The 21,360-nt window shown below is 72.3% G+C and carries 19 protein-coding genes; 11 read left to right on the forward strand and 8 right to left on the reverse strand.

Going from position 1 to position 21,360, the window contains the following annotated elements:
* Positions 1–27 precede the first annotated feature (27 nt).
* A complete protein-coding gene (locus ACSLIC_RS13040) occupies positions 28–690 on the reverse strand; it encodes a response regulator (protein WP_436737829.1) in 663 nt (220 codons plus the stop codon).
* 342 nt (positions 691–1,032) lie between these two features.
* On the opposite strand from ACSLIC_RS13040, the gene pdhA reads away from it, so the two are divergent.
* The 3 genes from pdhA to ACSLIC_RS13055 are packed head-to-tail and all read left to right on the forward strand — an operon-like array spanning position 1,033 to position 4,795.
* Positions 1,033–2,376, forward strand: a complete 1,344-nt coding sequence (gene pdhA / locus ACSLIC_RS13045; protein ID WP_436737830.1) for a pyruvate dehydrogenase (acetyl-transferring) E1 component subunit alpha — start codon at positions 1,033–1,035, stop codon at positions 2,374–2,376.
* Positions 2,377–2,378: 2 nt separating this feature from the next.
* Complete coding sequence (locus ACSLIC_RS13050; protein WP_436737831.1) at positions 2,379–3,359, forward strand: alpha-ketoacid dehydrogenase subunit beta; 981 nt, start codon at positions 2,379–2,381, stop codon at positions 3,357–3,359.
* Between the two features lie 20 nt (positions 3,360–3,379).
* Positions 3,380–4,795 (forward strand): dihydrolipoamide acetyltransferase family protein, encoded by a 1,416-nt coding sequence (locus ACSLIC_RS13055; RefSeq protein WP_436740365.1) that lies wholly within the window; start codon positions 3,380–3,382, stop codon positions 4,793–4,795.
* A 162-nt stretch (positions 4,796–4,957) separates the two neighbouring features.
* Here the strand turns inward: ACSLIC_RS13055 and ACSLIC_RS13060 are convergent, their stop codons facing one another.
* On the reverse strand, positions 4,958–5,899 hold the full coding sequence (locus ACSLIC_RS13060; RefSeq protein ID WP_436737832.1) for a D-alanyl-D-alanine carboxypeptidase family protein: 942 nt from the start codon (positions 5,897–5,899) through the stop codon (positions 4,958–4,960).
* A gap of 281 nt (positions 5,900–6,180) precedes the next feature.
* Here ACSLIC_RS13060 and ACSLIC_RS13065 point away from each other — a divergent pair, with 281 nt between their 5' ends.
* Positions 6,181–6,846, forward strand: a complete 666-nt coding sequence (locus ACSLIC_RS13065) for a GntR family transcriptional regulator (protein ID WP_436737833.1) — start codon at positions 6,181–6,183, stop codon at positions 6,844–6,846.
* Entirely contained in the window at positions 6,843–8,198 is a 1,356-nt protein-coding gene (locus ACSLIC_RS13070) for an MFS transporter (protein WP_436737834.1), read from the forward strand. The genes ACSLIC_RS13065 and ACSLIC_RS13070 overlap by 4 nt, the downstream gene beginning before the upstream one ends.
* An 82-nt stretch (positions 8,199–8,280) precedes the next feature.
* On the opposite strand, the gene ACSLIC_RS13075 is transcribed toward ACSLIC_RS13070, so the two are convergent.
* The gene (locus ACSLIC_RS13075) at positions 8,281–9,105 is read right to left on the reverse strand and encodes a maleylpyruvate isomerase family mycothiol-dependent enzyme (RefSeq protein ID WP_436737835.1); all 825 of its coding nucleotides are present in this window, start codon (positions 9,103–9,105) and stop codon (positions 8,281–8,283) included.
* A 381-nt stretch (positions 9,106–9,486) separates the two neighbouring features.
* Here ACSLIC_RS13075 and ACSLIC_RS13080 point away from each other — a divergent pair, with 381 nt between their 5' ends.
* Positions 9,487–10,290, forward strand: a complete 804-nt coding sequence (locus ACSLIC_RS13080; protein WP_436737836.1) for a carbon-nitrogen family hydrolase — start codon at positions 9,487–9,489, stop codon at positions 10,288–10,290.
* Between the two features lie 36 nt (positions 10,291–10,326).
* Here ACSLIC_RS13080 and ACSLIC_RS13085 read toward each other — a convergent pair whose 3' ends face one another.
* Together ACSLIC_RS13085 and ACSLIC_RS13090 are read right to left on the reverse strand one after the other, a co-directional pair.
* Positions 10,327–10,818 (reverse strand): LURP-one-related/scramblase family protein, encoded by a 492-nt coding sequence (locus tag ACSLIC_RS13085; protein WP_436737837.1) that lies wholly within the window; start codon positions 10,816–10,818, stop codon positions 10,327–10,329.
* Between the two features lie 69 nt (positions 10,819–10,887).
* Entirely contained in the window at positions 10,888–11,994 is a 1,107-nt protein-coding gene (locus tag ACSLIC_RS13090) for a helix-turn-helix domain-containing protein (RefSeq protein ID WP_436737838.1), read from the reverse strand.
* A 141-nt stretch (positions 11,995–12,135) separates the two neighbouring features.
* Between ACSLIC_RS13090 and ACSLIC_RS13095 the strand changes: the two genes are divergently transcribed.
* Entirely contained in the window at positions 12,136–12,333 is a 198-nt protein-coding gene (locus tag ACSLIC_RS13095; RefSeq protein WP_436737839.1) for a hypothetical protein, read from the forward strand.
* Between the two features lie 92 nt (positions 12,334–12,425).
* Positions 12,426–14,291, forward strand: a complete 1,866-nt coding sequence (locus ACSLIC_RS13100) for an NHL domain-containing thioredoxin family protein (protein ID WP_436737840.1) — start codon at positions 12,426–12,428, stop codon at positions 14,289–14,291.
* 138 nt (positions 14,292–14,429) lie between these two features.
* On the opposite strand, the gene ACSLIC_RS13105 is transcribed toward ACSLIC_RS13100, so the two are convergent.
* Positions 14,430–15,719 carry a M18 family aminopeptidase gene (locus ACSLIC_RS13105; protein WP_436737841.1) on the reverse strand — a complete coding sequence of 430 codons (1,290 nt, stop codon included), beginning with the start codon at positions 15,717–15,719 and terminating at the stop codon, positions 14,430–14,432.
* 791 nt (positions 15,720–16,510) lie between these two features.
* Between ACSLIC_RS13105 and ACSLIC_RS13110 the strand changes: the two genes are divergently transcribed.
* A complete protein-coding gene (locus ACSLIC_RS13110) occupies positions 16,511–16,891 on the forward strand; it encodes a DUF6083 domain-containing protein (protein ID WP_436737842.1) in 381 nt (126 codons plus the stop codon).
* A gap of 30 nt (positions 16,892–16,921) precedes the next feature.
* Here ACSLIC_RS13110 and ACSLIC_RS13115 read toward each other — a convergent pair whose 3' ends face one another.
* A complete protein-coding gene (locus ACSLIC_RS13115; RefSeq protein ID WP_436737843.1) occupies positions 16,922–17,899 on the reverse strand; it encodes a zinc-binding dehydrogenase in 978 nt (325 codons plus the stop codon).
* 162 nt (positions 17,900–18,061) lie between these two features.
* Here ACSLIC_RS13115 and ACSLIC_RS13120 point away from each other — a divergent pair, with 162 nt between their 5' ends.
* Entirely contained in the window at positions 18,062–18,589 is a 528-nt protein-coding gene (locus ACSLIC_RS13120) for a GNAT family N-acetyltransferase (RefSeq protein ID WP_436737844.1), read from the forward strand.
* 108 nt (positions 18,590–18,697) lie between these two features.
* On the opposite strand, the gene ACSLIC_RS13125 is transcribed toward ACSLIC_RS13120, so the two are convergent.
* Positions 18,698–20,524: an acyl-CoA dehydrogenase gene (locus tag ACSLIC_RS13125; RefSeq protein ID WP_436737845.1), complete on the reverse strand. Its 1,827-nt coding sequence runs from the start codon at positions 20,522–20,524 to the stop codon at positions 18,698–18,700.
* A 140-nt stretch (positions 20,525–20,664) separates the two neighbouring features.
* Between ACSLIC_RS13125 and ACSLIC_RS13130 the strand changes: the two genes are divergently transcribed.
* The gene (locus tag ACSLIC_RS13130; RefSeq protein ID WP_436737846.1) at positions 20,665–21,159 is read left to right on the forward strand and encodes an SseB family protein; all 495 of its coding nucleotides are present in this window, start codon (positions 20,665–20,667) and stop codon (positions 21,157–21,159) included.
* The last annotated feature ends 201 nt before the right edge of the window (positions 21,160–21,360 follow it).

The raw sequence follows: 21,360 nt of genomic DNA on the forward strand, positions 1-21,360 counted from the left end.
CCCGTCGGCGTCCGTACCGCCGGGTGCCTACCGGCCGCGTTCCGCGTGCATCCGCGCCACGTACGCGGCGGCCTGGGAGCGGCGTTCCATGCCGAGCTTGGCGAGCAGGGCGGAGACGTAGTTCTTGACGGTCTTCTCGGCGAGGTGGAGACGCTCGCCGATGGCCCGGTTGGTCAGGCCCTCCCCGATCAGGTCGAGGATGCGGCGTTCCCGCTCGGTGAGCCCGCTCAGGCGCTCGTCACCGCTGCGGGCGTCCCGGCCGCGCAGCCGCTCCAGGACGCGGGCGGTGGCGGCCGGGTCCAGGAGGGACTCCCCGGCGGCGACCTGGCGGACGGCGTCGAGGAGGTCGCCGCTGCGGATGGCCTTCAGGATGTAGCCGGAGGCGCCCGCCATGATCGCGCCGAAGAGTGCCTCGTCGTCGGCGTACGAGGTGAGCATCAGGCACTTGACCGACTCGTCGTGGGAACGGACCTCGCGGCAGACCTCGACACCGCTGCCGTCCGGCAGCCGTACGTCGAGAACGGCCACGTCGGGGCGGGTGGCGGGGATGCGGGCCAGGGCCTCGGCGGCGGTACCCGCCTCGCCGACGACCTCGATGTCGTTCTCGGCCGACAGCAGCTCGCGCACCCCCCGGCGCACCATCTCATGGTCGTCGAGCAGGAATACGGTGATTTTTCCGCCTTCGCGCACGGAAGGAGTCTCACACGCCAAGTCTTCCCGCGCCCGGGGTGACCGGGATAACGTGCCGGTGTTCCGGCACCCTGCGAGGCTGTGACCTGGAGCTGCGCGCCGCTTTCCGGTTTTACTTGGACTTCCGAGGAAAATCGCAGGTCAGGTAGGGTTTCGCGGATTTGTGCAGCACTGGGTAACGTGCATGTCACAGGCGTTCGCCGGGGCACCTGTCACGCCTTGTTCCCGGGCTCGCACCCACCCCGTGCGCGTACGGGTACGGGGCGAGCCTCCCCCCGTCTTCGACGAGGGGGCACCAGGCTCCCGGTGGACCCCGGGGGCCGGACCGACGGAGGAGCACACGTGACCGTGGAGAGCAGTGCCGCGCGAGGGACGCGCCGCGGCGGGACCGAGACCGGCGGCGACGCCGGGCGGGCCGCCCGGGCAGCCGAGTCCCCGAAGCCCGCCGAGCGGGCGACGGCGAAGGCGCCCGCCAAGAACGCCGCCAAGGCCCCCGCCCGGAAGGCGTCCGGCAAGGCCGCGGCCGGGCGGACCCCTGCCAAGGCCGCGAAGGCCGCCCGGCGGAAGGGGCCCGCGACGCCCGCCGCCCCCGCCGAGCCGCAGCTCGTGCAGTTGCTGACGCCCGAGGGCAAGCGCGTCGCCGACGCCGAGTACGACCCGTACGTCGCCGACATCACCCCCGAGGAGCTGCGCGGTCTCTACCGCGACATGGTGCTCACCCGGCGCTTCGACGCGGAGGCCACCTCGCTCCAGCGCCAGGGCGAGCTGGGTCTGTGGGCCTCGCTGCTCGGCCAGGAGGCCGCGCAGATCGGCTCCGGCCGCGCGACCCGCGAGGACGACTGGGTCTTCCCGACCTACCGGGAGCACGGCGTGGCCTGGTGCCGGGGCGTCGACCCGGCCAACCTGCTCGGCATGTTCCGCGGCGTCAACCACGGCGGCTGGGACCCGAACAGCAACCACTTCCAGCTCTACACGATCGTCATCGGCTCCCAGACGCTGCACGCCACCGGGTACGCCATGGGCATCACCAAGGACGGCGCCGACTCCGCCGTCATCGCCTACTTCGGCGACGGCGCCTCCTCCCAGGGCGACGTCAACGAGGCGTTCACCTTCTCCGCGGTCTACAACGCGCCCGTCGTCTTCTTCTGCCAGAACAACCAGTGGGCCATCTCCGAGCCCACCGAGAAGCAGACCCGCGTACCGCTCTACCAGCGCGCCAGCGGCTTCGGCTTCCCCGGCGTCCGCGTCGACGGCAACGACGTCCTCGCCTGCCTCGCCGTGACCAAGGCGGCGCTGGCCCGCGCCCGCCGGGGCGAGGGCCCGACGCTGGTCGAGGCGTTCACGTACCGGATGGGCGCGCACACCACCTCCGACGACCCGACCCGCTACCGCTCCGACGACGAGCGGGAGTCGTGGGAGGCCCGCGACCCGATCCAGCGCCTGCGCGCCCACCTGGAGGCCGAGGGCCACGCCGACGAGGCGTTCTTCACCGCGCTGGAGGAGGAGAGCGAGGCACTCGGTCGTCGCGTACGGGAGGCGGTACGGGCGATGCCCGACCCCGACCCGATGGCGATGTTCGAGCACACCTACGCGGACGGGCACGCCCTCGTGGACGAGGAGCGGGCCGAGTTCGCGGCGTACCAGGCGTCGTTCGAGGACGCCGACGTGACCGGGAAGGCGAACTGATCATGGCCACCGAGAAGCTCGCGCTCGCCCGCGCCATCAACGAATCGCTGCGCACCGCCCTGGAGAGCGACCCGAAGGTCCTCATCATGGGCGAGGACGTCGGCAAGCTCGGCGGTGTCTTCCGCGTCACCGACGGCCTCCAGAAGGACTTCGGCGAGGACCGGGTCATCGACACCCCGCTCGCCGAGTCCGGCATCGTCGGCACCGCGATCGGCCTGGCCCTGCGCGGCTACCGGCCGGTCGTGGAGATCCAGTTCGACGGCTTCGTCTTCCCCGCGTACGACCAGATCGTCACGCAGCTCGCGAAGATGCACGCCCGCTCGCTGGGCACGGTGAAGCTGCCGATCGTCATCCGCATCCCCTACGGCGGCGGCATCGGCGCCGTGGAGCACCACAGTGAGTCCCCGGAGGCGCTGTTCGCACACGTCGCCGGCCTCAAGGTGGTCTCCCCGGCCAACGCGGCGGACGGCTACTGGATGCTCCAGCAGGCCATCCAGAGCGACGACCCGGTGATCTTCTTCGAGCCGAAGCGCCGGTACTGGGACAAGGGCGAGGTCGACCGCGAGGCGATCCCGGCCCCGCTGCACCGCGCCCAGGTGGCCCGCGAGGGCAGCGACCTGACGCTGGCCGCCTACGGCCCGATGGTGAAGGTCTGCCTGGCGGCGGCCGACGCCGCGGCCGAGGAGGGCAAGTCGCTGGAGGTCCTGGACCTGCGGTCGATCTCGCCCATCGACTTCGACGCGATCCAGCGCTCGGTGGAGCGCACCCGCAGGCTGGTCGTGGTCCACGAGGCCCCGGTCTTCCTGGGCACCGGGTCGGAGATCGCCGCCCGGATCACCGAGCGGTGCTTCTACCATCTGGAGGCGCCCGTGCTGCGGGTCGGCGGCTACCACGCGCCGTACCCGCCGGCGCGGATCGAGGAGGAGTACCTGCCGGGCCTCGACCGGGTGCTCGACGCCGTCGACCGCTCGCTGGCGTTCTGAGGGAGAGGGTCGTGACGACGATGACGGAATCCGCCCAGGCGGTACGCGAGTTCAAGATGCCCGACGTGGGTGAGGGCCTCACCGAGGCCGAGATCCTCAAGTGGTACGTCCAGCCGGGCGACACGGTCACCGACGGCCAGGTCGTCTGCGAGGTGGAGACGGCCAAGGCGGCGGTGGAGCTGCCGATCCCCTTCGACGGGACGGTGCGCGAGCTGCGCTTCGCCGAGGGCACCACGGTCGACGTCGGCCAGGTGATCATCACGGTGGACACCGGTGGCGGTGGCGCCCCGGCCGCCGGTCCGGCGGCAGCCCCGGCCGAGGCTCCCGACGCCGAGGCGGAGAGCGCCGAGCCGCAGGGCCGCCAGCCGGTCCTGGTCGGCTACGGCGTCTCGGAGTCCTCCACCAAGCGCCGAGCCCGCCGCTCGGCGAACGAGGCCCCGGCCGTGCGGGCTCCGGCCGCCGAGACGCCCACCCCGGCCCCGGCCGCCCCGGTGGCCAACGGCGTCCCGGTCTCCGGCGCCGACCGGCCGCTGGCCAAGCCGCCGGTGCGCAAGCTGGCCAAGGACCTCGGGGTCGACCTGGCCACCGTGGTGCCGACCGGCGAGGGCGGCGTGGTCACCCGGGAGGACGTCCACGCGGCGGCCGTCCCGCAGGCCCCGGCCGAGCCCGCCCAGGCCGCCGCCCGGCCCCAGGCCGCCCCGGGCGCCCAGCCCGCCGTCGCCCCGGCCCCGGACGCCCGGGAGACGCGTATCCCGGTCAAGGGCGTACGGAAGGCCACGGCGCAGGCGATGGTCGGCTCGGCGTTCACCGCGCCGCACGTCACCGAGTTCGTCACGGTGGACGTGACGCGCACGATGAAGCTGGTCGAGAAGATGAAGGCCGACAAGGACCTGGCCGGCGTCCGGATCAACCCGCTGCTCATGGTGGCCCGCGCCCTGCTGGTCGCCATCCGCCGCAACCCGGACGTCAACGCAGCCTGGGACGAGGCCAACCAGGAGATCGTGCGCAAGCACTACGTGAACCTGGGCATCGCCGCCGCCACCCCGCGCGGCCTGATCGTCCCGAACATCAAGGACGCGCAGGCCAAGACCCTGCCTGAGCTGGCAGCCGCGCTCGGCGAGTTGGTCGGTACCGCCCGCGAGGGCCGTACCTCGCCGGCCGACATGCAGGGCGGCACGGTGACCATCACCAACGTCGGCGTCTTCGGCGTCGACACCGGTACGCCCATCCTCAACCCCGGGGAGTCCGCCATCCTCGCCTTCGGCGCGGTGAAGTGGCAGCCCTGGGTCCACAAGGGCAAGGTCAAGCCCCGCCAGGTCACCACCCTGGCCCTCTCCTTCGATCACCGCCTCGTCGACGGCGAGTTGGGTTCCAGGGTCCTCGCCGACGTCGCGGCGTTCCTGGAGCACCCCAAGCGCCTGCTGACCTGGACGTAGCACTCGTCCGGCAGAGGCCGGTTCCCGCCCCGGCCGGGGCGGTCTGGGACCGAAACCGACAGGGGCGTCCGCACACCGCGGACGCCCCTGTTTCGGTTTCACGTGAAACGTCGGGATGTTTCACGTGAAACCGGCACCTCGTCGAAGAGGCGCCCCGCCGCCTCAGTCCTGCTGTGCTCCCTGCGGCAGCGGCTTCACCTGGAGGGCGCTCGTGGTCTTCTTCCCGAAGCCGTAGTCGAGCATCTTGCCGGCGTCCGCGTAGCGGTTGTTGTCGTTGAGGATGACTCCGACCAGCGACTTGCCGTTCTTCGTCGCGGAGAAGATCAGGCACGGGCCCGCGGCGGTCCCGGTTCCGGTCTTGACGCCGGTGGCGCCCTTGTAGGAGCCGAGCAGCTTGTTGGTGTTGTACCAGGTGTAGGTGCGGGTCCCGCCGCCCTTCGCGGTGGCCTTCTGCTTGGTGGAGGCCGCCTTCACCACGGTCTTGAAGGTGCTGTTCTTCATCACGTGCCGGGCGAGCTTGGCCAGGTCGCGCGGGGTCGAGTAGTTCTTGCCGCCCTTCGAGATGCCGTCGAAGGAGTCGAACTTGGTGTTCGTCATCTTCAGCGACTTCGCCTTGGCGTTCATCTTGGAGATGAACGACTTGGTCCGGGCGGAGACGGTGGAGCCGGTGCCGAAGGTGTCGGCCAGCGCGTAGGTGGCGTCGCAGCCGGAGGGCAGCATGGCGCCGTAGAGCAGCTGGCGGACGGTCAGCTTGTCGCCGGTGCGCAGGTCGGCGGTGGAGGCGCCGTTCTTGGTGACGTAGTCGCGGTAGGTCTGCTTCACCGTGACTTTCTTGTCGAGGTTGACGCCCTTGGTGCCGAGGACCACCGCGACCGCCATGGTCTTGGTGGTGCTGGCCATCTGCCGCTTGGTGTCGGCGCTCTTGCTGAAGACCGTCTTCCCGGATGCGGTGTCCATCAGGAAGGCGCCCTTGGCGCTCACCTTGGGCGTCGCGGTGGCCGTCGCTGCCGCGGCCGGGCTGACGAGGGGGCCGGCGACCAGCACGGCGCCGGTGGTGAGGAGGACGGCGGCGGCGCGGCGACCGCCCGAAATGCCGAAAGTCACAGGGGAAGCTCCGAATTCGCGTTCCTTGCCCGGGACCTCCCTGGATTCCGGGCGCGCAGAGCAGACTGCCGAACCGGCGGAAGGGTTGTACAGCCACGTCCCTCCCGGGCCCTGGGAGGCAGGGGGCCGGCTGGTGCGGGCGGGTCGCTGAGGGGAATCCCCCAAGTGGCAGCCGACGAGCTGCCCAGTGGAGCATGCCTGTGACCAAAGTCATCGTCCGCATCGCGGGAAGCCCGGGCGGCCCGCTGATGGTGTACGCGTCATGTATCTATCCTGTGTCCATGCCTTCAGCGCCCCCCACCGCCGCCGAGAAGAAGCCACCCGCCGCCGACCGCGTCTACCGGCACGTGAAGCAGGCCGTCCTGGACCGCAGCTACGCGGGCGGCACCCTCCTCACCGAAGGCGGCCTCGCCGAGGCCGTCGGGGTCTCCCGCACGCCGGTCCGTGAGGCGCTGCTGAAGCTGGAGGTCGAGGGGCTGCTGAAGCTCTACCCGAAGAAGGGCGCCCTGGTCCTGCCGGTCTCGGCCCAGGAGGTCTCCGACGTCGTCGAGACCCGGCTGCTGGTCGAGGAGTACGCCGCGCGCCGCGCCGTCCCCGCCCCCGCCGCCCTCATCAGCCGCCTTGAGCGGCTCCTCGCCGAACAACGTGAACTGGCCGAGGCCGGCGACCTCGCCGCCGTCTCCGACAAGGACCGGTCCTTCCACGTCGAGATCGTCCGCAACGCGGGCAACCAGATCCTCTCCCGCCTCTACGGCCAGCTCCGCGACCGCCAGTTGCGGATGGGCGTCGCCGTCATGGAGGCCCACCCCGGCCGGATCGCCGCCAACCTCGCCGAGCACGCCGAACTGCTGGAGGCGATCCGCTCCGGCGACGCCGAGGCCGCCGCCGCCTGCGTCCGCAGCCACGTCGGCCGCGTCCGCGAGCTGATCCGGGGGGAGGGCCGATGAGCAGCTCGACCCCCACCCCGTCCGGCGCCCCCGGCTCCCCGGGCGACTCCTCGCCCGGACCAGGCCCGCACCCGCTGGACCCGCCCGGTGGCCGCCGGGCGATCCTCGTCTGGTCGGCCGGCGTCTCCGTCTACTTCGTCGCGATCATCTTCCGCACCTCGCTCGGCGTCGCGGGACTCGACGCCGCCGACCGGTTCGAGATCAACGCCTCCGCCCTGTCGACCTTCTCCATCCTCCAGTTGCTGGTCTACGCCGGCATGCAGATACCCGTCGGCCTGATGATCGACCGGGTCGGCACCAAGCGCGTCCTGACCTGGGGCGTCATCCTCTTCACCCTGGGCCAGCTCGGCTTCGCCTTCTTCCCGCACTACGGCATGGCGCTGGTCTCCCGCGCCCTGCTCGGCTGCGGCGACGCGATGACCTTCATCTCCGTACTGCGGCTCGGCTCCCGCTGGTTCCCCGCCCGGCGCGGGCCGCTCGTCAGCCAGCTCGCCGGGCTGGTCGGCATGGCCGGCAACCTGGTCTCCACCCTGGTCCTCGCCCGGCTGCTGCACGGCATCGGCTGGGAGGCGGCCTTCGGCGGCAGTGCCCTGCTCGGCGTCGTCGTCCTCGTCTTCATGCTGGTCTTCCTCAAGGACCACCCGGAGGGCCACGCCTCGCCGCCCGTCCCCGAGGAGCACCGGGGCGCCGCCGCCGTCCGCCGCCAGATCTCCCGTTCCTGGGCCGAACCCGGCACCCGGCTCGGCCTGTGGACGCACTTCACCACGCAGTTCCCCGCCATGGTCTACCTGCTGCTCTGGGGGCTGCCGTACCTCGTCGAGGCACAGGGCATGACCCGCGCGGAGGCGGGTGAACTCCTCACCCTCGTGGTCCTGTCCAACATGGTGGTCGGCCTCGTCTACGGCCAGCTCATCGCCCGTAACCACCGCGCGCGCAGCGTCATCGTGCTGGGCACCGTCTTCGCCACCGCCGCCTGCTGGGCCGCCGTCCTCAGCTGGCCCGGCACCGCCCCGGCCTGGCTGCTGCTCGTGCACGCCCTGGTCCTCGGCGCCTGCGGGCCGGCCTCGATGGTCGGCTTCGACTTCGCCCGGCCGGCCAACCCGCCCGAGCGGCAGGGCACCGCCTCCGGCATCGTCAACATGGGCGGCTTCACCGCCTCCATGACCTCACTGCTGGCCATCGGCGTCCTGCTCGACCTCACCGGCGACAACTACCGCATCGCCTTCTGCGCCCTCTTCGTCCTCCAGGCGCTCGGCACCGCGCAGATCCTCCGCCTGCGCCGCGCCGCCCTGCGCCGCGAGGGCGAACGCCTGGTCGCCAGCCGCGTGGAGACCGTGCACGTACCGGCCTGACGGCGACGGCGAAAGGCCCCGGCGCCCGGACCGACCGGGAACCGGGGCCGTCGCGCGTACGCGCTGCCCGCGAGCGACGCCGCTACGGGGTCACGGCGAAGTTGTCCAGGATCGCCCGGGCCAGCTCCGGGTCGCCCTCGGTCTTCACCCGGTCCCCGACGGCCTGGTGCCGCACCCGGCCGGCCGCCAGCTTGAGGTACGTCTCCCAGTCCAGGGTCAGCGTGACCGCCGGACCGAGCGAGGGCGAGCCGTCCACCGAGCCGCGCCCTTCGGCGTCGACCCGCACGGTCCGCAGGAACTCCACCGGACCCTGCACGTCGACCACGACGGCCGTGCCGGGAGGCGCGCCCGCCTCGCGGGCCACCATCTTCGCCAGGCCGGCCAGCAGCATGTCCCGCGTGATCAGCGCGCCCGGGGAGTCGAGGTTGCCGGGCTGCCCGAGCGCCGTCCGCAGGTCCTGCTCGTGGAGCCAGACGTCGAAGGCGCGCAGGCGCATGGCCGCTTCGAGGGTCTGCTCGGTGCCCAGCGGGCCGCGCAGCGCCGCCGTCGGCTCCCGCGTCTCGTTCCGCAACTGGCGCGAGCGCCGGATGATCGTGTACTCCAGCTCCGCCGTCATCTCCGGCCCCGTGTGGTGGCGCCGGACGTCGACCTGCATCTCCATGTACCGCTGGAGGTCCGTCCGTACGTGGTACAGGTCCCTCGGCAGCGTGTGGATCGGACGTGGGTCGCCGAGCATCTCGCAGTCGAGCCCTATGACATGGGAGACCACGTCCCGCACCGACCAGGCCGGGCAGGGCGTGGCGAGGTTCCACCGCGCCTCGGGGAGGGGCTGGACCAGCTCCAATACCGCTTCGACGGAGTGGGTCCAGGCATCGGCGTAGGACTGAAGGCTGGGATGGAGACTCACGTGATCCCTCGGGCGAGTGGTGCGCGGGCGGTCGGATTGCGGCGGGTACGGGCGAACGGCGGTGCGAGCGGCCCGTACGGTCGTACGGGACATCTCCGTACGCGCATCGTACGGACCACCGGTCCCCGGTCGCGTTCGGACAAGGGCAGTCGGCAACGGACAGCGGACGGAAGGAGGCTGACGGCTGGGACGTCGGGTGGGCGGGCGGCGGGTGGGCGGCGCGTCTGCTCGGGACGAGGGGCGGGCATGCCGGGTGATCGGTCCCCTCCGACGCGCCCCTTCGTGGAACAGCACAGTACGCTGCCCCATGGCACCCCGGCAGTGCTTTCGTGTGACGATCGTAGGCCGTGTCGACGGCTCGAATGCCAGGACGGTGGTAGTGTGCGCGCCTCGCTCATCCAGCTCTGCGTGGACCCGGCCGAGTCGGTGGCCGCCCGCACGGACCGCGCGGTCGGTCTGATCCGCGAGCGATCCGGCTCCGACCTGGTGGTCCTCCCCGAACTCTGGACCACCGGCGCCTTCGCCTTCGACCACTTCGGCGAGCACGCCGAGCAGTTGCGCGGCCCCACCTTCCTCGCCCTCTCCGAGGCCGCCCGCGACGCCGGGGTCTGGCTGCACGGCGGTTCCCTCCCCGAGCACGACGCCGAGGGCCGCCTGTACAACACCTCGCTGGTCTTCGCCCCCGACGGCACCCTCGCCGCCTCCTACCGCAAGATCCACCGCTTCGGCTTCGACCAGGGCGAGGCCGTCCTGATGGGCGCCGGGGACCGCCTGGTCACCGTCGGCCTCCCCGAGACCACCCTCGGCCTCGCCACCTGCTACGACCTGCGCTTCCCCGAGCAGTTCCGGGCCCTGGTCGACGCCGGCGCCGAGACCCTGGTGATCCCCGCCGGCTGGCCGGCCCGCCGCGCCGCCCACTGGAGCCTGCTGGCCCGCGCCCGCGCCGTCGAGAACCAGGCGTACGTCCTGGCCTGCGGCACCGCCGGCACCCACGCCGGAACCGAGCAGGCGGGCCGCTCCGTCGTCGTCGACCCCTGGGGCGAGGTCCTGGGCGAGGCGGGCACCGGCGAGGAGATCCTCACCGTCGACTTCGACCCGGCGACGGTCGCCGCGACCCGCGAGCGCTTCCCGGCCCTGAAGGACCGCCGGCTGGGCCTGGCCGAGCCGACGCGACTGCGCCCGTAGTGCCGGGGGGTACGGAGGCGGGGCCAGGCCGGCGGCTCAGTCCTCCCGCTCCTTCTCGGCCAGCGTGATCACGCACACCGCCACCGCGATGACCAGCGCCGGGTCCAGGTCGTCCCGGACGACGTCGACGCCGTAGGTGTCCCGCACGGTCAGCCAGCGCCGGGAGATCTGCGCCAGCAGCTCCCCGTCGTACTCGACCGCGAACTCCCGGTCGAGGATGCGCCCGCTGACGTCGAGTGCGGTCCCGTCGGACATGGTGACCCGGAAGTGGTTGCGCAACAGCGACAACCGCTTGCGCTTCACGGTGGCGAGCTTCTCGTCCCCCCGCTCGATCACCATGGTGTCCCGCAGACTCACCAGCTTCTGCCGGATGTCGATGAGCACCCGCCCGTCGGCATCCTTCAACTCGAAGGTGTCCCGCAGCCGCATGGCCTTGCCGTCGACGAGGTAGACCCGCCGCCCGTCGGCGTCCTCGATCCAGTAGTCGTCGCCCACGGCGAACATTCGCTCACGTACCAGGAATCTCATGGGGGTCAGGTTCCCGCTGGGGGCGCGTGAATGCGCGGGGGCGCGCGGGGGGTCGGCCGCCCCGCTGGCTCAGCCCCGCTCCACCTCATCCCTCAGCAGCCGCAGCGTCAGCGAGTGCTTCTCCTGAGGCAGGGTTTCCAGGGCGGCACGCGCATGGGCGGCGCCCTCGGCCTTCTCCCCCGATCTGGCGAGCATCAGCCCCCGGTGCATCTCCAGGTGGGTCGCGAAGCGCGGCAGCTCAGCGGGGAGTTCGCGTCCGGAGGCGGCTTGGGCGGCCACCGCCGCGCCCTCGTCGCCGAGCCGGGCCGCCAGGAGCGACACGAAGACGTTCATCCGCCACCACGGCACGGCGTAGTCCGAGGTCTGCTCGTACGAGCCGGCCCGGTCGAACACCGCCCGACCCCGCTCCAGCAGCGCCCGCGCCGTCGCTTCGTCCCCTCGCAGCGCGGCTGCGTGCGCCTTGCCCATGACGGCGTTGAGCAGCCCCAGTGACGGGCGCTCGCTGATCGCCATGGCCTGGTCGGCGAGCACATCCGCGACGCCGAGCGAGGCGCCCTCGTACCCCAGCGCGATGGCCGCCCGTCCTCGCACCCAGACCCGCGTCGCCTCGTCCCCCGACCGGTCCGCCGCAGTGGCCGCCATCCGGTACCAGCCGACCGCCTTGGCCCCGTCCGACCCCGGGAACGTCTTCGCGTACAAGGTCATGAGCCGGGCCGCCACCGACCACAGCCGGGGCTCTTCCAACTGCTGCTGGACCGCGACCAGCTCTCCGGAGATCCGCCGCTGGATGTCGGCGGCCCCCAGACTCATGTACTCGGTTCCGTACGTGGCGAGCTTCGCCTCCCATTCCTCGACCTCCGGCCCGCCCCGCAGTCGCGCGGCGAACCCCGCACTCAGCAGATCCGAGGCGACCACGGGGGCTATCGCCGTGGCGGCGGCGTCCGACAGGAACGTACGGCGGTTCACTTCACCCTCCAGCACCGCGAGCGGGACGTCGAGCACGGCCGACAGACACCGCAGGTAGTACGGCCCCGGCTCGACCTTCCCGCGCTCCCACCGACTGACGTACTCCCGGTCGAGCCCGGTCCCGAACGCCTCGTTGACGGCCGTGGCCAGGCGCCCCTGGGACCAGCCTCGGGCGGTGCGGAGGTCTTTGACGAGGGTGGCGATGGCCATGACTTCATCCTGCCTCGCCAGACGGCCAGGGCGGTGGGTTTCCCCGTACGGGGGGACGTCTTGCCCCTACGAATGCCCCTAGCTGATGCGCCTTCATCTGCCGAACCCTGTCGTGGGAAGCGAATCTCCGAGAGGTGACTGATGACCGAGCCGACGCGCTACACGACTGTCCCGCTGGAACTCCCCTTACGTATGGACCCGGAGCCGGTGCCCGCCGAGGGCTGTCCCTACTGCACCGAGCCGGCCCGGGTGCGGAGTTGGGCCCGGGCCGGCGGGGACATGACGACCGTGTCCGACGGCAACGTCTTCCTGCGGCGGCATCCCGAGGGGCACGGGTGAGCGCGGCGCGCCTGTGGCCTCCGACTGTGTCGCCCCCGTGAACGGACGGCCGGAGTGCGACCCCCGGCTGGGGCGGATGGCACCCTTGCCGTATGAGTAAGCGTGCACGTGTCCGCGCCCCTGAGCTGGTGGGAAAGGGAGGCTGGCTCAATACGGGTGGCGATGAGCTGAGCCTCGGGGAGCTCCGGGGGAAGATCGTGATCGCCGATTTCTGGACGTTCTGCTGTGTGAACTGCCTGCACGTTCTCGACGAGCTGCGGGAGCTGGAGGAGCGGCACCGGGACACCGTGGTGATCGTGGGCGTGCACTCGCCGAAGTTCGTGCACGAGGCGGAGCATCAGGCGGTGGTGGACGCGGTCGAGCGGTACGGGGTGGAGCACCCGGTGCTGGACGATCCGGAGCTGGCCACCTGGAAGCAGTACGCGGTGCGGGCCTGGCCGACGCTGGTGGTGATCGACCCCGAGGGGTACGTGGTCGCGCAGCACGCCGGTGAGGGGCACGCGCACGCCATCGAGAAGCTGGTGGGGGAGCTGGAGGCCGAGCACGCGGCGAAGGGGACGCTGCGGCGCGGCGACGGGCCGTACGTGCCCCCGGAGCCGGTGGCCGGGGCCTTGCGGTTCCCGGGGCGCGCGGTGCTGCTGCCCTCGGGGAACTTCCTGGTCAGCGACACGACGCGGCACCAGCTGGTGGAACTGGCGGAGGACGGGGAGAGCGTCGTCCGGCGGATCGGCGGCGAGGGGCTGCGGGGGCTGGCCGACGGCGACCCGGCCGAGGCGCGGTTCAACGAGCCGCAGGGCCTGGTCCTGACCCCGGAGGGCGACGCGGTGATCGTCGCGGACACCGTCAACCACGCGCTGCGCCGGGTCGAGCTGGCGAGCGGGGTGGTGTCGACGCCGGCCGGGACCGGGCGGCAGTGGTGGCAGGGCTCGCCGACCTCGGGGCCGGCCCGCGAGGTGGACCTCTCCTCGCCGTGGGACGTGGCCTGGTTCGGCGGCAAGGTGTGGATCGCCATGGCGGGGACGCACCAGTTGTGGACGTACGACCCGCAGGCGGGGACCGTCACCGTGGCGGCGGGGACGACCAACGAGGGGCTGGTCGACGGGCCCGGGGCCGAGGCGTGGTTCGCGCAGCCCTCGGGGCTGGCGGCCGACGGGGACGAACGGCTGTGGGTGGCCGACTCGGAGACCTCGGCGTTGCGCTGGGTCGATCCGGAGGGCACCGTGCGCACGGCGGTCGGCACCGGCCTCTTCGACTTCGGGCACCGGGACGGCGCGGCCTCCCAGGCCCTCTTCCAGCACCCGCTGGCGGTCACGGTGCTGCCCGACGGCTCGGTCGCGGTCAGCGACACGTACAACCACGCGCTGCGCCGCTACGACCCCGCCTCCGGCGAGGTGAGCACGCTCGCGACGGATCTGCGGGAGCCGTCGGGGGCGGTGCTGGCCGGCGACGACCTCGTGGTGGTCGAGTCGGCGCGGCACCGGCTGACGCGGCTGCGGCTGCCGGAGGAGGCGGTACGCGTCGAGGCGGTCGCGCACCGTACGCGGCGGGCCGCCACCGAGATCGCGCCGGGCAGGCTCCGCCTCGACGTGGTCTTCCAGGCGCCGGCCGGGCAGAAGCTGGACACCCGGTACGGGCCCTCGACCCGGCTGCTGGTCTCCGCGACCCCGCCGGAGCTGCTGCTCGACGGGGCCGGCGCGGGTACGGAGCTCTTCCGGGAGCTGCCGCTCAACCCGGAGATCACCGAGGGCGTGCTGCACGTGTCGGCGATGGCCGCCTCCTGCGACGACCCGGCTGGGGGCACCTCCCGGTCGAAGACCGGGGGAGAGTACCCGGCCTGCCATGTGCACCAGCAGGACTGGGGCGTGCCCGTGCGGATCGTGACGCCGGGCGAGGGGGACGGCGCGGACCGGCTGGCGCTCGTTCTCGCAGGGATGGACGAGGACGGGGCCGGCGCCTGACCGCCGCTCTCAGATGAGGCGGTCGTCGTGGGTGCGACCGCCTTCCACGACCGGCGGGGAGTTTGGCGGGCACGCGCAAGGCGGTGCCGTCCGGGCCTGTCGAGGCTCGGACGGCACCGCCTCGCGACGTGGGGGCGGTCAGCCCTCCAGGAAGGCCGTCAGGGCGTTGGCCAGTAGGTACGGGTCGTCGGCTCCGCACAGCTCGCGGGCGCTGTGCATGGAGAGGATGGCGACGCCGATGTCGACCGTCTTGATGCCGTGGCGGGCCGCGGTGATCGGGCCGATCGTGGTGCCGCAGGGCATCGCGTTGTTGGAGACGAAGTTCTGGAAGGGCACACCGGCCTTCTCGCACGCCGCCGCGAACACCGCCCGGCCCGAACCGTCCGTCGCGTACCGCATGTTGACGTTGACCTTGAGGATCGGTCCGCCGTTGGCGCGCGGGTGGTGGGTCGGGTCGTGCCGCTCCGGGTAGTTCGGGTGGACGGCGTGGCCGGTGTCCGAGGAGAGGCAGATGGTCCCGGCGAGAGCGCGGGCGCGGTCCTCGGGGGAGCCGCCGCGGGCGTGGACCGAGCGCTCCAGGACGGAGCCGAGGAGCGGGCCGTCGGCGCCGGTGTCGGACTGAGAGCCGTTCTCCTCGTGGTCGAAGGCGGCCAGCACCGGGATGTACGGCAGGTCCGCGGTGGCGGCGGCAGCCGCGAGCGCGGCGGTGCCCGCGTGCACGGAGAGGAGGTTGTCCATCCGGGGGCCGGCGACCAGTTCGCGATCGCGGCCCAGGTAGGCGGGGGCCTCCACGGGGTGCGGCATGAGGTCCCAGCCGACCACGTCGGCGGCGTCGACCCCGGCCTCCTCGGCGACGAAGGCGATGAGGTCGCCCTCCTGGACGTCGCCCAGGCCCCAGATGGGCTGCATGTGCTTCTGCCGGTCCAGCTTCAGGCCGTCGTTGGCGCTGCGGTCCAGGTGGATGGCGAGCTGCGGTACGCGCAGCAGAGGCCGGTCGATGTTGACCAGGACGTCGCGGCCGTCCCGGAGGGTGATCCGCCCGGCGAGTCCGAGGTCCCGGTCGAGCCAGGTGTTGAGCAGCGTGCCGCCGTACAGCTCCACGGCGACCTGTCGCCAGCCCGCCGCACCGGTGTCCGGCAGCGGCTTGACCCGCAGGTTCGGGGAGTCGGTGTGCGCGCCGACGATGCGGAAGGGGGTGTGCGGCTCGGCGCCCTCGGGGACGAACCAGGCGATGAGCGCACCGCCCCGCAGGACGTACTTGCCGCCGGTGGTCCCGTCCCAGGCGTCGGTCTCCTCGACCTGGCGGAAACCGGCCTCCTCCAGCCGCCCGGCCGCGTTGGCCACCGCGTGGTACGGGGACGGGCTCGCCGCCAGGTAGGTGAGGAGGTCGTCGGTGTGGCCGCGGTCGAAGCGGGCGGGTCTGCTCATACGCCCAGCCTAACCAGGCGCCTTGCCCGGTGGGCCAGGGGCGGCGGAGACCGGGGGATTCCGGGGGGAAGCCGTGGAAGGCCGACAAGGGATTTCGCCGCTCGGCCCGGAATGTTTCACGTGAAACAGCGCGTGGGCTGTGAAGCCTCGCAAGAGGGAGGAGCGGGCGATGTTTCACGTGAAACCAGATGCTTCACGTGAAACGTAGGAGGTGGTGACGTGAGAGGCGCGGTGTGGCGTGCGGTGGCCCCGGATGCGGAGCCGCAGTCGTGCGCTGCGCGTGGGTGCCCGGCCCCGGAAAGTCTTCGCGGACCGTGTCAGGAGTCGCCGACTTCGCCCTCGCCCCCCGCTGTTCATCCTTCGCACCCCGGTGCTGTCAGTGCCCCGTGCCACCATCGCGGCAGGCGCGTGGGACCGGGCGGGTCGGGGGTCCGGCCCGGGCCCGCGCGCTGTCGGTCCGCCACCGGAGGCGGACCGGCGGTGACCGCCGACCGAGGGGGGACCAGGTGACCTCGCCGACCTACCGTTCCGCGTACACCGTCCGTGAGCCCGGTGTCCGGGCTCTTCCCGAGGACTCCCGGCGGTGGCGGCCCGCCGCCCGGCACCGTCCGGGGCCGGAGCGTTCCCCCTCGGGCTCCGCACCCGGCGTCCCGCGCCAGGCGGGGCCGCCCGGACCCGCCTGCCCGGCCTGCGGGGCGCCCGGCGCGCGGTGGCACGGCCCGCTGGCGCTGCCGCTCTGCTCCAGTTGCACGGGAGCGGCCTCCCCGGCCCCGGACGGAGATCCGGTCCGGTTGGGAGATCTGCTGCCGGTGACCACGGCGACGCTGGTTCGCGCCGAGCGCGCCCAGCCGCTCCCCGAGCGCCCGGCGGCGGTTCCCTCGCCGGGTGAGGGCAAGTCGATGACCTGCCGCTACTGCTTCGCGCCCGGCCGCTGGCACACCACGGTCGGCGGTGCCTGGATACCGATGGAGCCCGACCCGTTCCCCGCGTACCGGGTTCCGGCGCGGCACCGGTGGCGGATCGCCCCGGACGGTACGGCGGTGCCGCTGGGCCGGGCGGTCCCGGCGGACACCTGCCGGGTCAGCCACTTCTCGGTCTGCCCGGCGCGCCCGGCCCCGGTGGAGTCCCCCGCGCTGATGGCGCGCTGGCGCTCCCACGGAGGGCGGGGCTGAGCCCGGACCGGGCCCGCCCGGAGTTCGTGCTCAGGGGAGCAGGACGACCTTCCCCGCGGTCCGGCGCGCGGCCATCTCCGCGTGGGCGTGGGCCGCGTCGCTGAGCGCGAAGGTCTGGTAGGCGGCCTCCAGGCGGCCGTCCGCGCCCGCTTCCAGGGCGCGGGTGCGCGAGGCGCGCCGGTCGGTGACCTGGGTGGCCCAGCGCCCGATGGCCGGGACGACGGTCACTGAGCGGGCGGCGGCCTCCTCCGGGTCCGGGGCGAACCACTCGCCGCAGGCGCAGCCGATGGTCACCAGGCGCCCGCCGTCGGCCAGCAGCCCGTACGCCTCGGCGGCTCTGCGTCCGCCGACACCGTCGAGGACGGCGGTGACGGGCCGGCCGGTGCCGAAGTGGGCGCGGACGGCCTCGCTCCACCCCGGTTCGTCGTAGTCGACGGCGAGGCCGGCGCCGAGCTCCCGTACGGCGGCGGTCTTGGCGGGGCCGCCGGCCGCGCCGATCACGGTGGCGCCGAGCCGGCGGACGAAGGGGACGGTGAGGCGGCCGATGCCGCCGGCGGCGGAGAGGACCAGCAGGACGTCGTGGGCGACGGGGTCGAGCTGGTCGAGGAAGTCGAGGGTGATGGAGCCGGTGCCGATGAGGGTCACGGCGGCCTCGTATCCGATGGTCGCGGGCAGTTCGTGCAGCTCGGAGACGGGTGAGGTGACCGACGAGGCGTAGCCGCCGGGGCTGGGGGAGCGGGTGACCACACGCCGCCCGAGCCAGGCGTCGTCGACACCGTCGCCGACCGCGTCGACGGTGCCCGCCGTCTCGCTGCCCATGATCGCGGGCAGGGCGGGCGCGGGCGGCAGGCCCTCGGCGCCGCCGGCCCGCAACCGCCCTTCGATGAAGTGGACACCGGACGCCCGGACGGCGACCCGGACCTCCCCCGGGCCCGGCACCGGGTCGGGGACCTCCTCGTACCGCAGCACCTCGGGTCCGCCGTACGCGCGCATGACCACTGCCTTCATCGTCTTCTCCTCCGTGCGGGCCCTCGGGTGCCGGCCGCCCCCGTGGCGGCCGGTCCGTACGTCACCCTGCGACCTGAAGCGGACTTCAGGTCAAGGGCCGCAGGCGGGGGCGGTGGCGCGGTGGAATCAGCGGGGGCCGGGGGCGGCGGATACCGTCCTTCCATGCCGCAGCTGATCGAGCCCTCTCCCGCCCTGCACGCCTCCTGGCTGGCCGCCAACGCCGAGTGGGAGGCGCTCGGCACCCAGGACGGTGCGGGCCGGCACCTCGTACCGGATCAGGGGCTGGAGACGGCGGACGGGTTCCGGCGGTGGACCGAGACCCTGCGGGAGCAGGAGACGGACCCGGTCGGCGGGTACGTGCCGGCCACCCACCGGTGGATCGTCGAGGACGGCACCTTCCTCGGTGCGATCGACCTGCGGCACCGTCTCAACGGTTTCCTCTTCGAGGCGGGCGGCCACATCGGCTACTCGGTGCGCCCCTCGGCACGCGGCCGGGGGGTCGCCACCTGGGCGCTGGGCGAGATGCTGGAGGAGGCCAGGGCTCGGGGCATCGGCCACGTCCTGATCACCTGCGACGAGGACAACGAGGCGTCGGCGCGGGTCGCCGAGCACCACGGAGCGGTGCTGGAGGACGTCCGGGACACCGTGCTCGGCCGCAAGTGCCGTTTCTGGATCACCCTCGACGACTGAGCGGTACGCGTACGCGGCCGGCGACGCCGAAGGCCCGCCCCCCGAGGGGAGCGGGCCTGTACCCGGTACTGCTACGGCCCTGCGCGGACCGTCAGGCGGCGGAGCGGATCAGAAGGACGCCTCGTCCAGCTCCATGACGTCCAGGTCGACGGCCTCGGCGAGGGCGCGGGCCTGGGCGACGCCGGGCAGGACGTTGGCGGCGAAGAACTTCGCGGCCGCGATCTTGCCCTCGTAGAACGCCTTGTCCTTGGCGGAGGCGGTCTCCAGCGCGGCGGCGGCGACGGCGGCCGACTTGAGCAGCAGGTAGCCGACGACGACGTCACCGGATGCCTGGAGCAGGCGCGTGGTGTTGAGGCCGACCTTGTAGATGGACTTGACGTCCTTCTCGGTGCCGGCGAGGTCGGTCAGCATGACGCCGACCAGGGCCTCCAGCTCCACGGCGGCCTTGGCGAGCTGCTCGCGGGCACCGGCGAGGGCCTCGCCCCCGGTGGCCTCGGCGAGGAAGCCCTTGATCTCACCGGCGAGGGTGTTCAGGGCGGCGCCCTGGTTGCGGACGATCTTCCGGAAGAAGAAGTCCTGGCCCTGGATCGCGGTGGTGCCCTCGTAGAGGGTGTCGATCTTGGCGTCGCGGATGTACTGCTCGATCGGGTACTCCTGGAGGTACCCGGAGCCGCCGAAGGTCTGGAGCGACTGGGCGAGCTGCTCGTACGACTTCTCCGAGCCGTAGCCCTTGACGATGGGCAGGAGCAGGTCGTTCAGGGCGTGGTCGGCGGTGGCGTCCTCGCCGCCCGCCTCCTTGACCTGGATGGTGTCCTGCACGGCGGCGGTGTAGAGCACCAGGGTGCGCATGCCCTCGGCGTACGCCTTCTGCGTCATGAGCGAGCGGCGCACGTCGGGGTGGTGGGTGATGGTGACCTTGGGCGCGGTCTTGTCCATGAACCGCGCGAGGTCGGGACCCTGCACGCGCTCCTTGGCGTACTCCAGGGCGTTCAGGTAGCCGGTGGAGAGGGTGGCGATGGCCTTCGTGCCGACCATCATGCGGGCGAACTCGATGATGCGGAACATCTGGCGGATGCCGTCGTGCTTGTCGCCGATGAGCCAGCCCTTGGCGGGGTGCTTGTCACCGAAGGTCATCTCGCACGTGTTGGACGCCTTGAGGCCCATCTTGTGCTCGACGTTGGTGGCGTAGGCGCCGTTGCGCGCGCCGATCTCGCCGGTCTCCCAGTCGAACTCGTACTTCGGGACGAGGAAGAGCGAGAGGCCCTTGGTGCCGGGGCCGGCGCCCTCGGGGCGGGCGAGGACGTAGTGGAGGATGTTCTCCGACATGTCGTGCTCACCCGAGGTGATGAAGCGCTTCACGCCCTCGATGTGCCAGCTGCCGTCCGCCTGCTCGACGGCCTTGGTGCGGCCGGCGCCGACGTCCGAACCGGCGTCCGGCTCGGTCAGGACCATCGTGGAGCCCCACTGGCGCTCGACGGCGATCTCGGCGGCCTTCTTCTGGACCTCGTTGCCCTCATCGAAGAGGATGCCGGCGAAGGCGGGGCCGGAGGAGTACATCCAGATGGCCGGGTTGGCACCGAGGATCAGCTCGGCGTGGGCCCAGATGAGGGAGCGGGGCGCGGTGGTGCCGCCGATCTCCTCGGGCAGGCCCAGGCGCCAGTACTCCGACTCCATGAAGGCCTTGTAGGACTTCTTGAAGGACTCGGGCAGCGGGGCGGTGTTCGTCTCGGGGTCGAAGACCGGCGGGTTGCGGTCCGCGTCCGCGAAGGAGTCGGCCAGGTCGTTCTCCGCGAGGCGGGCGACCTCCTCCAGGATGCTCTTGGCGGTGTCGACGTCCATCTCCGCGAACGGGCCCGTGCCGTACTGCTTGTCGCGGCCGAGCACCTCGAAGAGGTTGAACTCGATGTCGCGGAGGTTCGACTTGTAGTGGCCCATGGCGCAAGGCTCCGTGTGTCTCGGGAGGCAAGATCCTCGATGCAATACCGGGTGGTAACTACCGATGATGCTACCCGTCAGTAATAAGAAGCAACCCCTAACCGCCCATCTGTGACTCGATACTCGTTACCCTTCTGAACATGTACGGCTACGACCAGAACGCGGGCGCCCAGCAGCACTACGCCCCGCCCCAGGCGGGGGGCTACGGCGACCCGCAGCAGGCCGGCGGGATCGGCGGGTACGGGCAGCCGCAGCAGCCGCTCTACCCGGAGCCGTCGCCGCCCTCCCTGGCCGAGGCCGTGCGCGCCTTCACCACCGGGGCGATGGGCGGCGAGGACTTCCAGCAGGTCTTCGCCACGGCGAAGGTGTACTGCCCCCGGGGGGACAACCCGGGGTTCCTCGCGCTGCACAACACCCAGCAGCCGGTCATCCCCATGTTCACCTCCCTGAAGGAACTTCGCAGGTACGCGGGGAAGGATTCCAAGTACTTCGTGATCACCGGGGCCGAGGTGATCGACCTGCTCCCGACGGGGTACGGGTTCGTCCTCGACATGGAGGGGGAGCACCGCATGGTGTTCGACGCCAAGGCCGTCGAGGAGATGGTGGACTTCGCCATGCGGCGGATGTACGGGTAGCCCCGGGTCTGCTTCTGGCTTGCCCCTGCGGGGGCTGGGCTCAAACGCGGCTTCCCCGGTGTGGGGGACCCTTCGGCGTGGCCCGCCGGGGTGTCGCCGGCCTGCGGCCGCGCTCGTCCTCACACGCCGGACGGGCTTGAGTGTCCTCAAGCGCCGGACGGGCTGATTTTTTCGGGCTGGGCACTGATCGACGGTGTCCGG

Origin of the sequence: Streptomyces sp. BBFR102, assembly GCF_051397025.1 — a bacterium.
Lineage (GTDB): Bacteria > Actinomycetota > Actinomycetes > Streptomycetales > Streptomycetaceae > Streptomyces.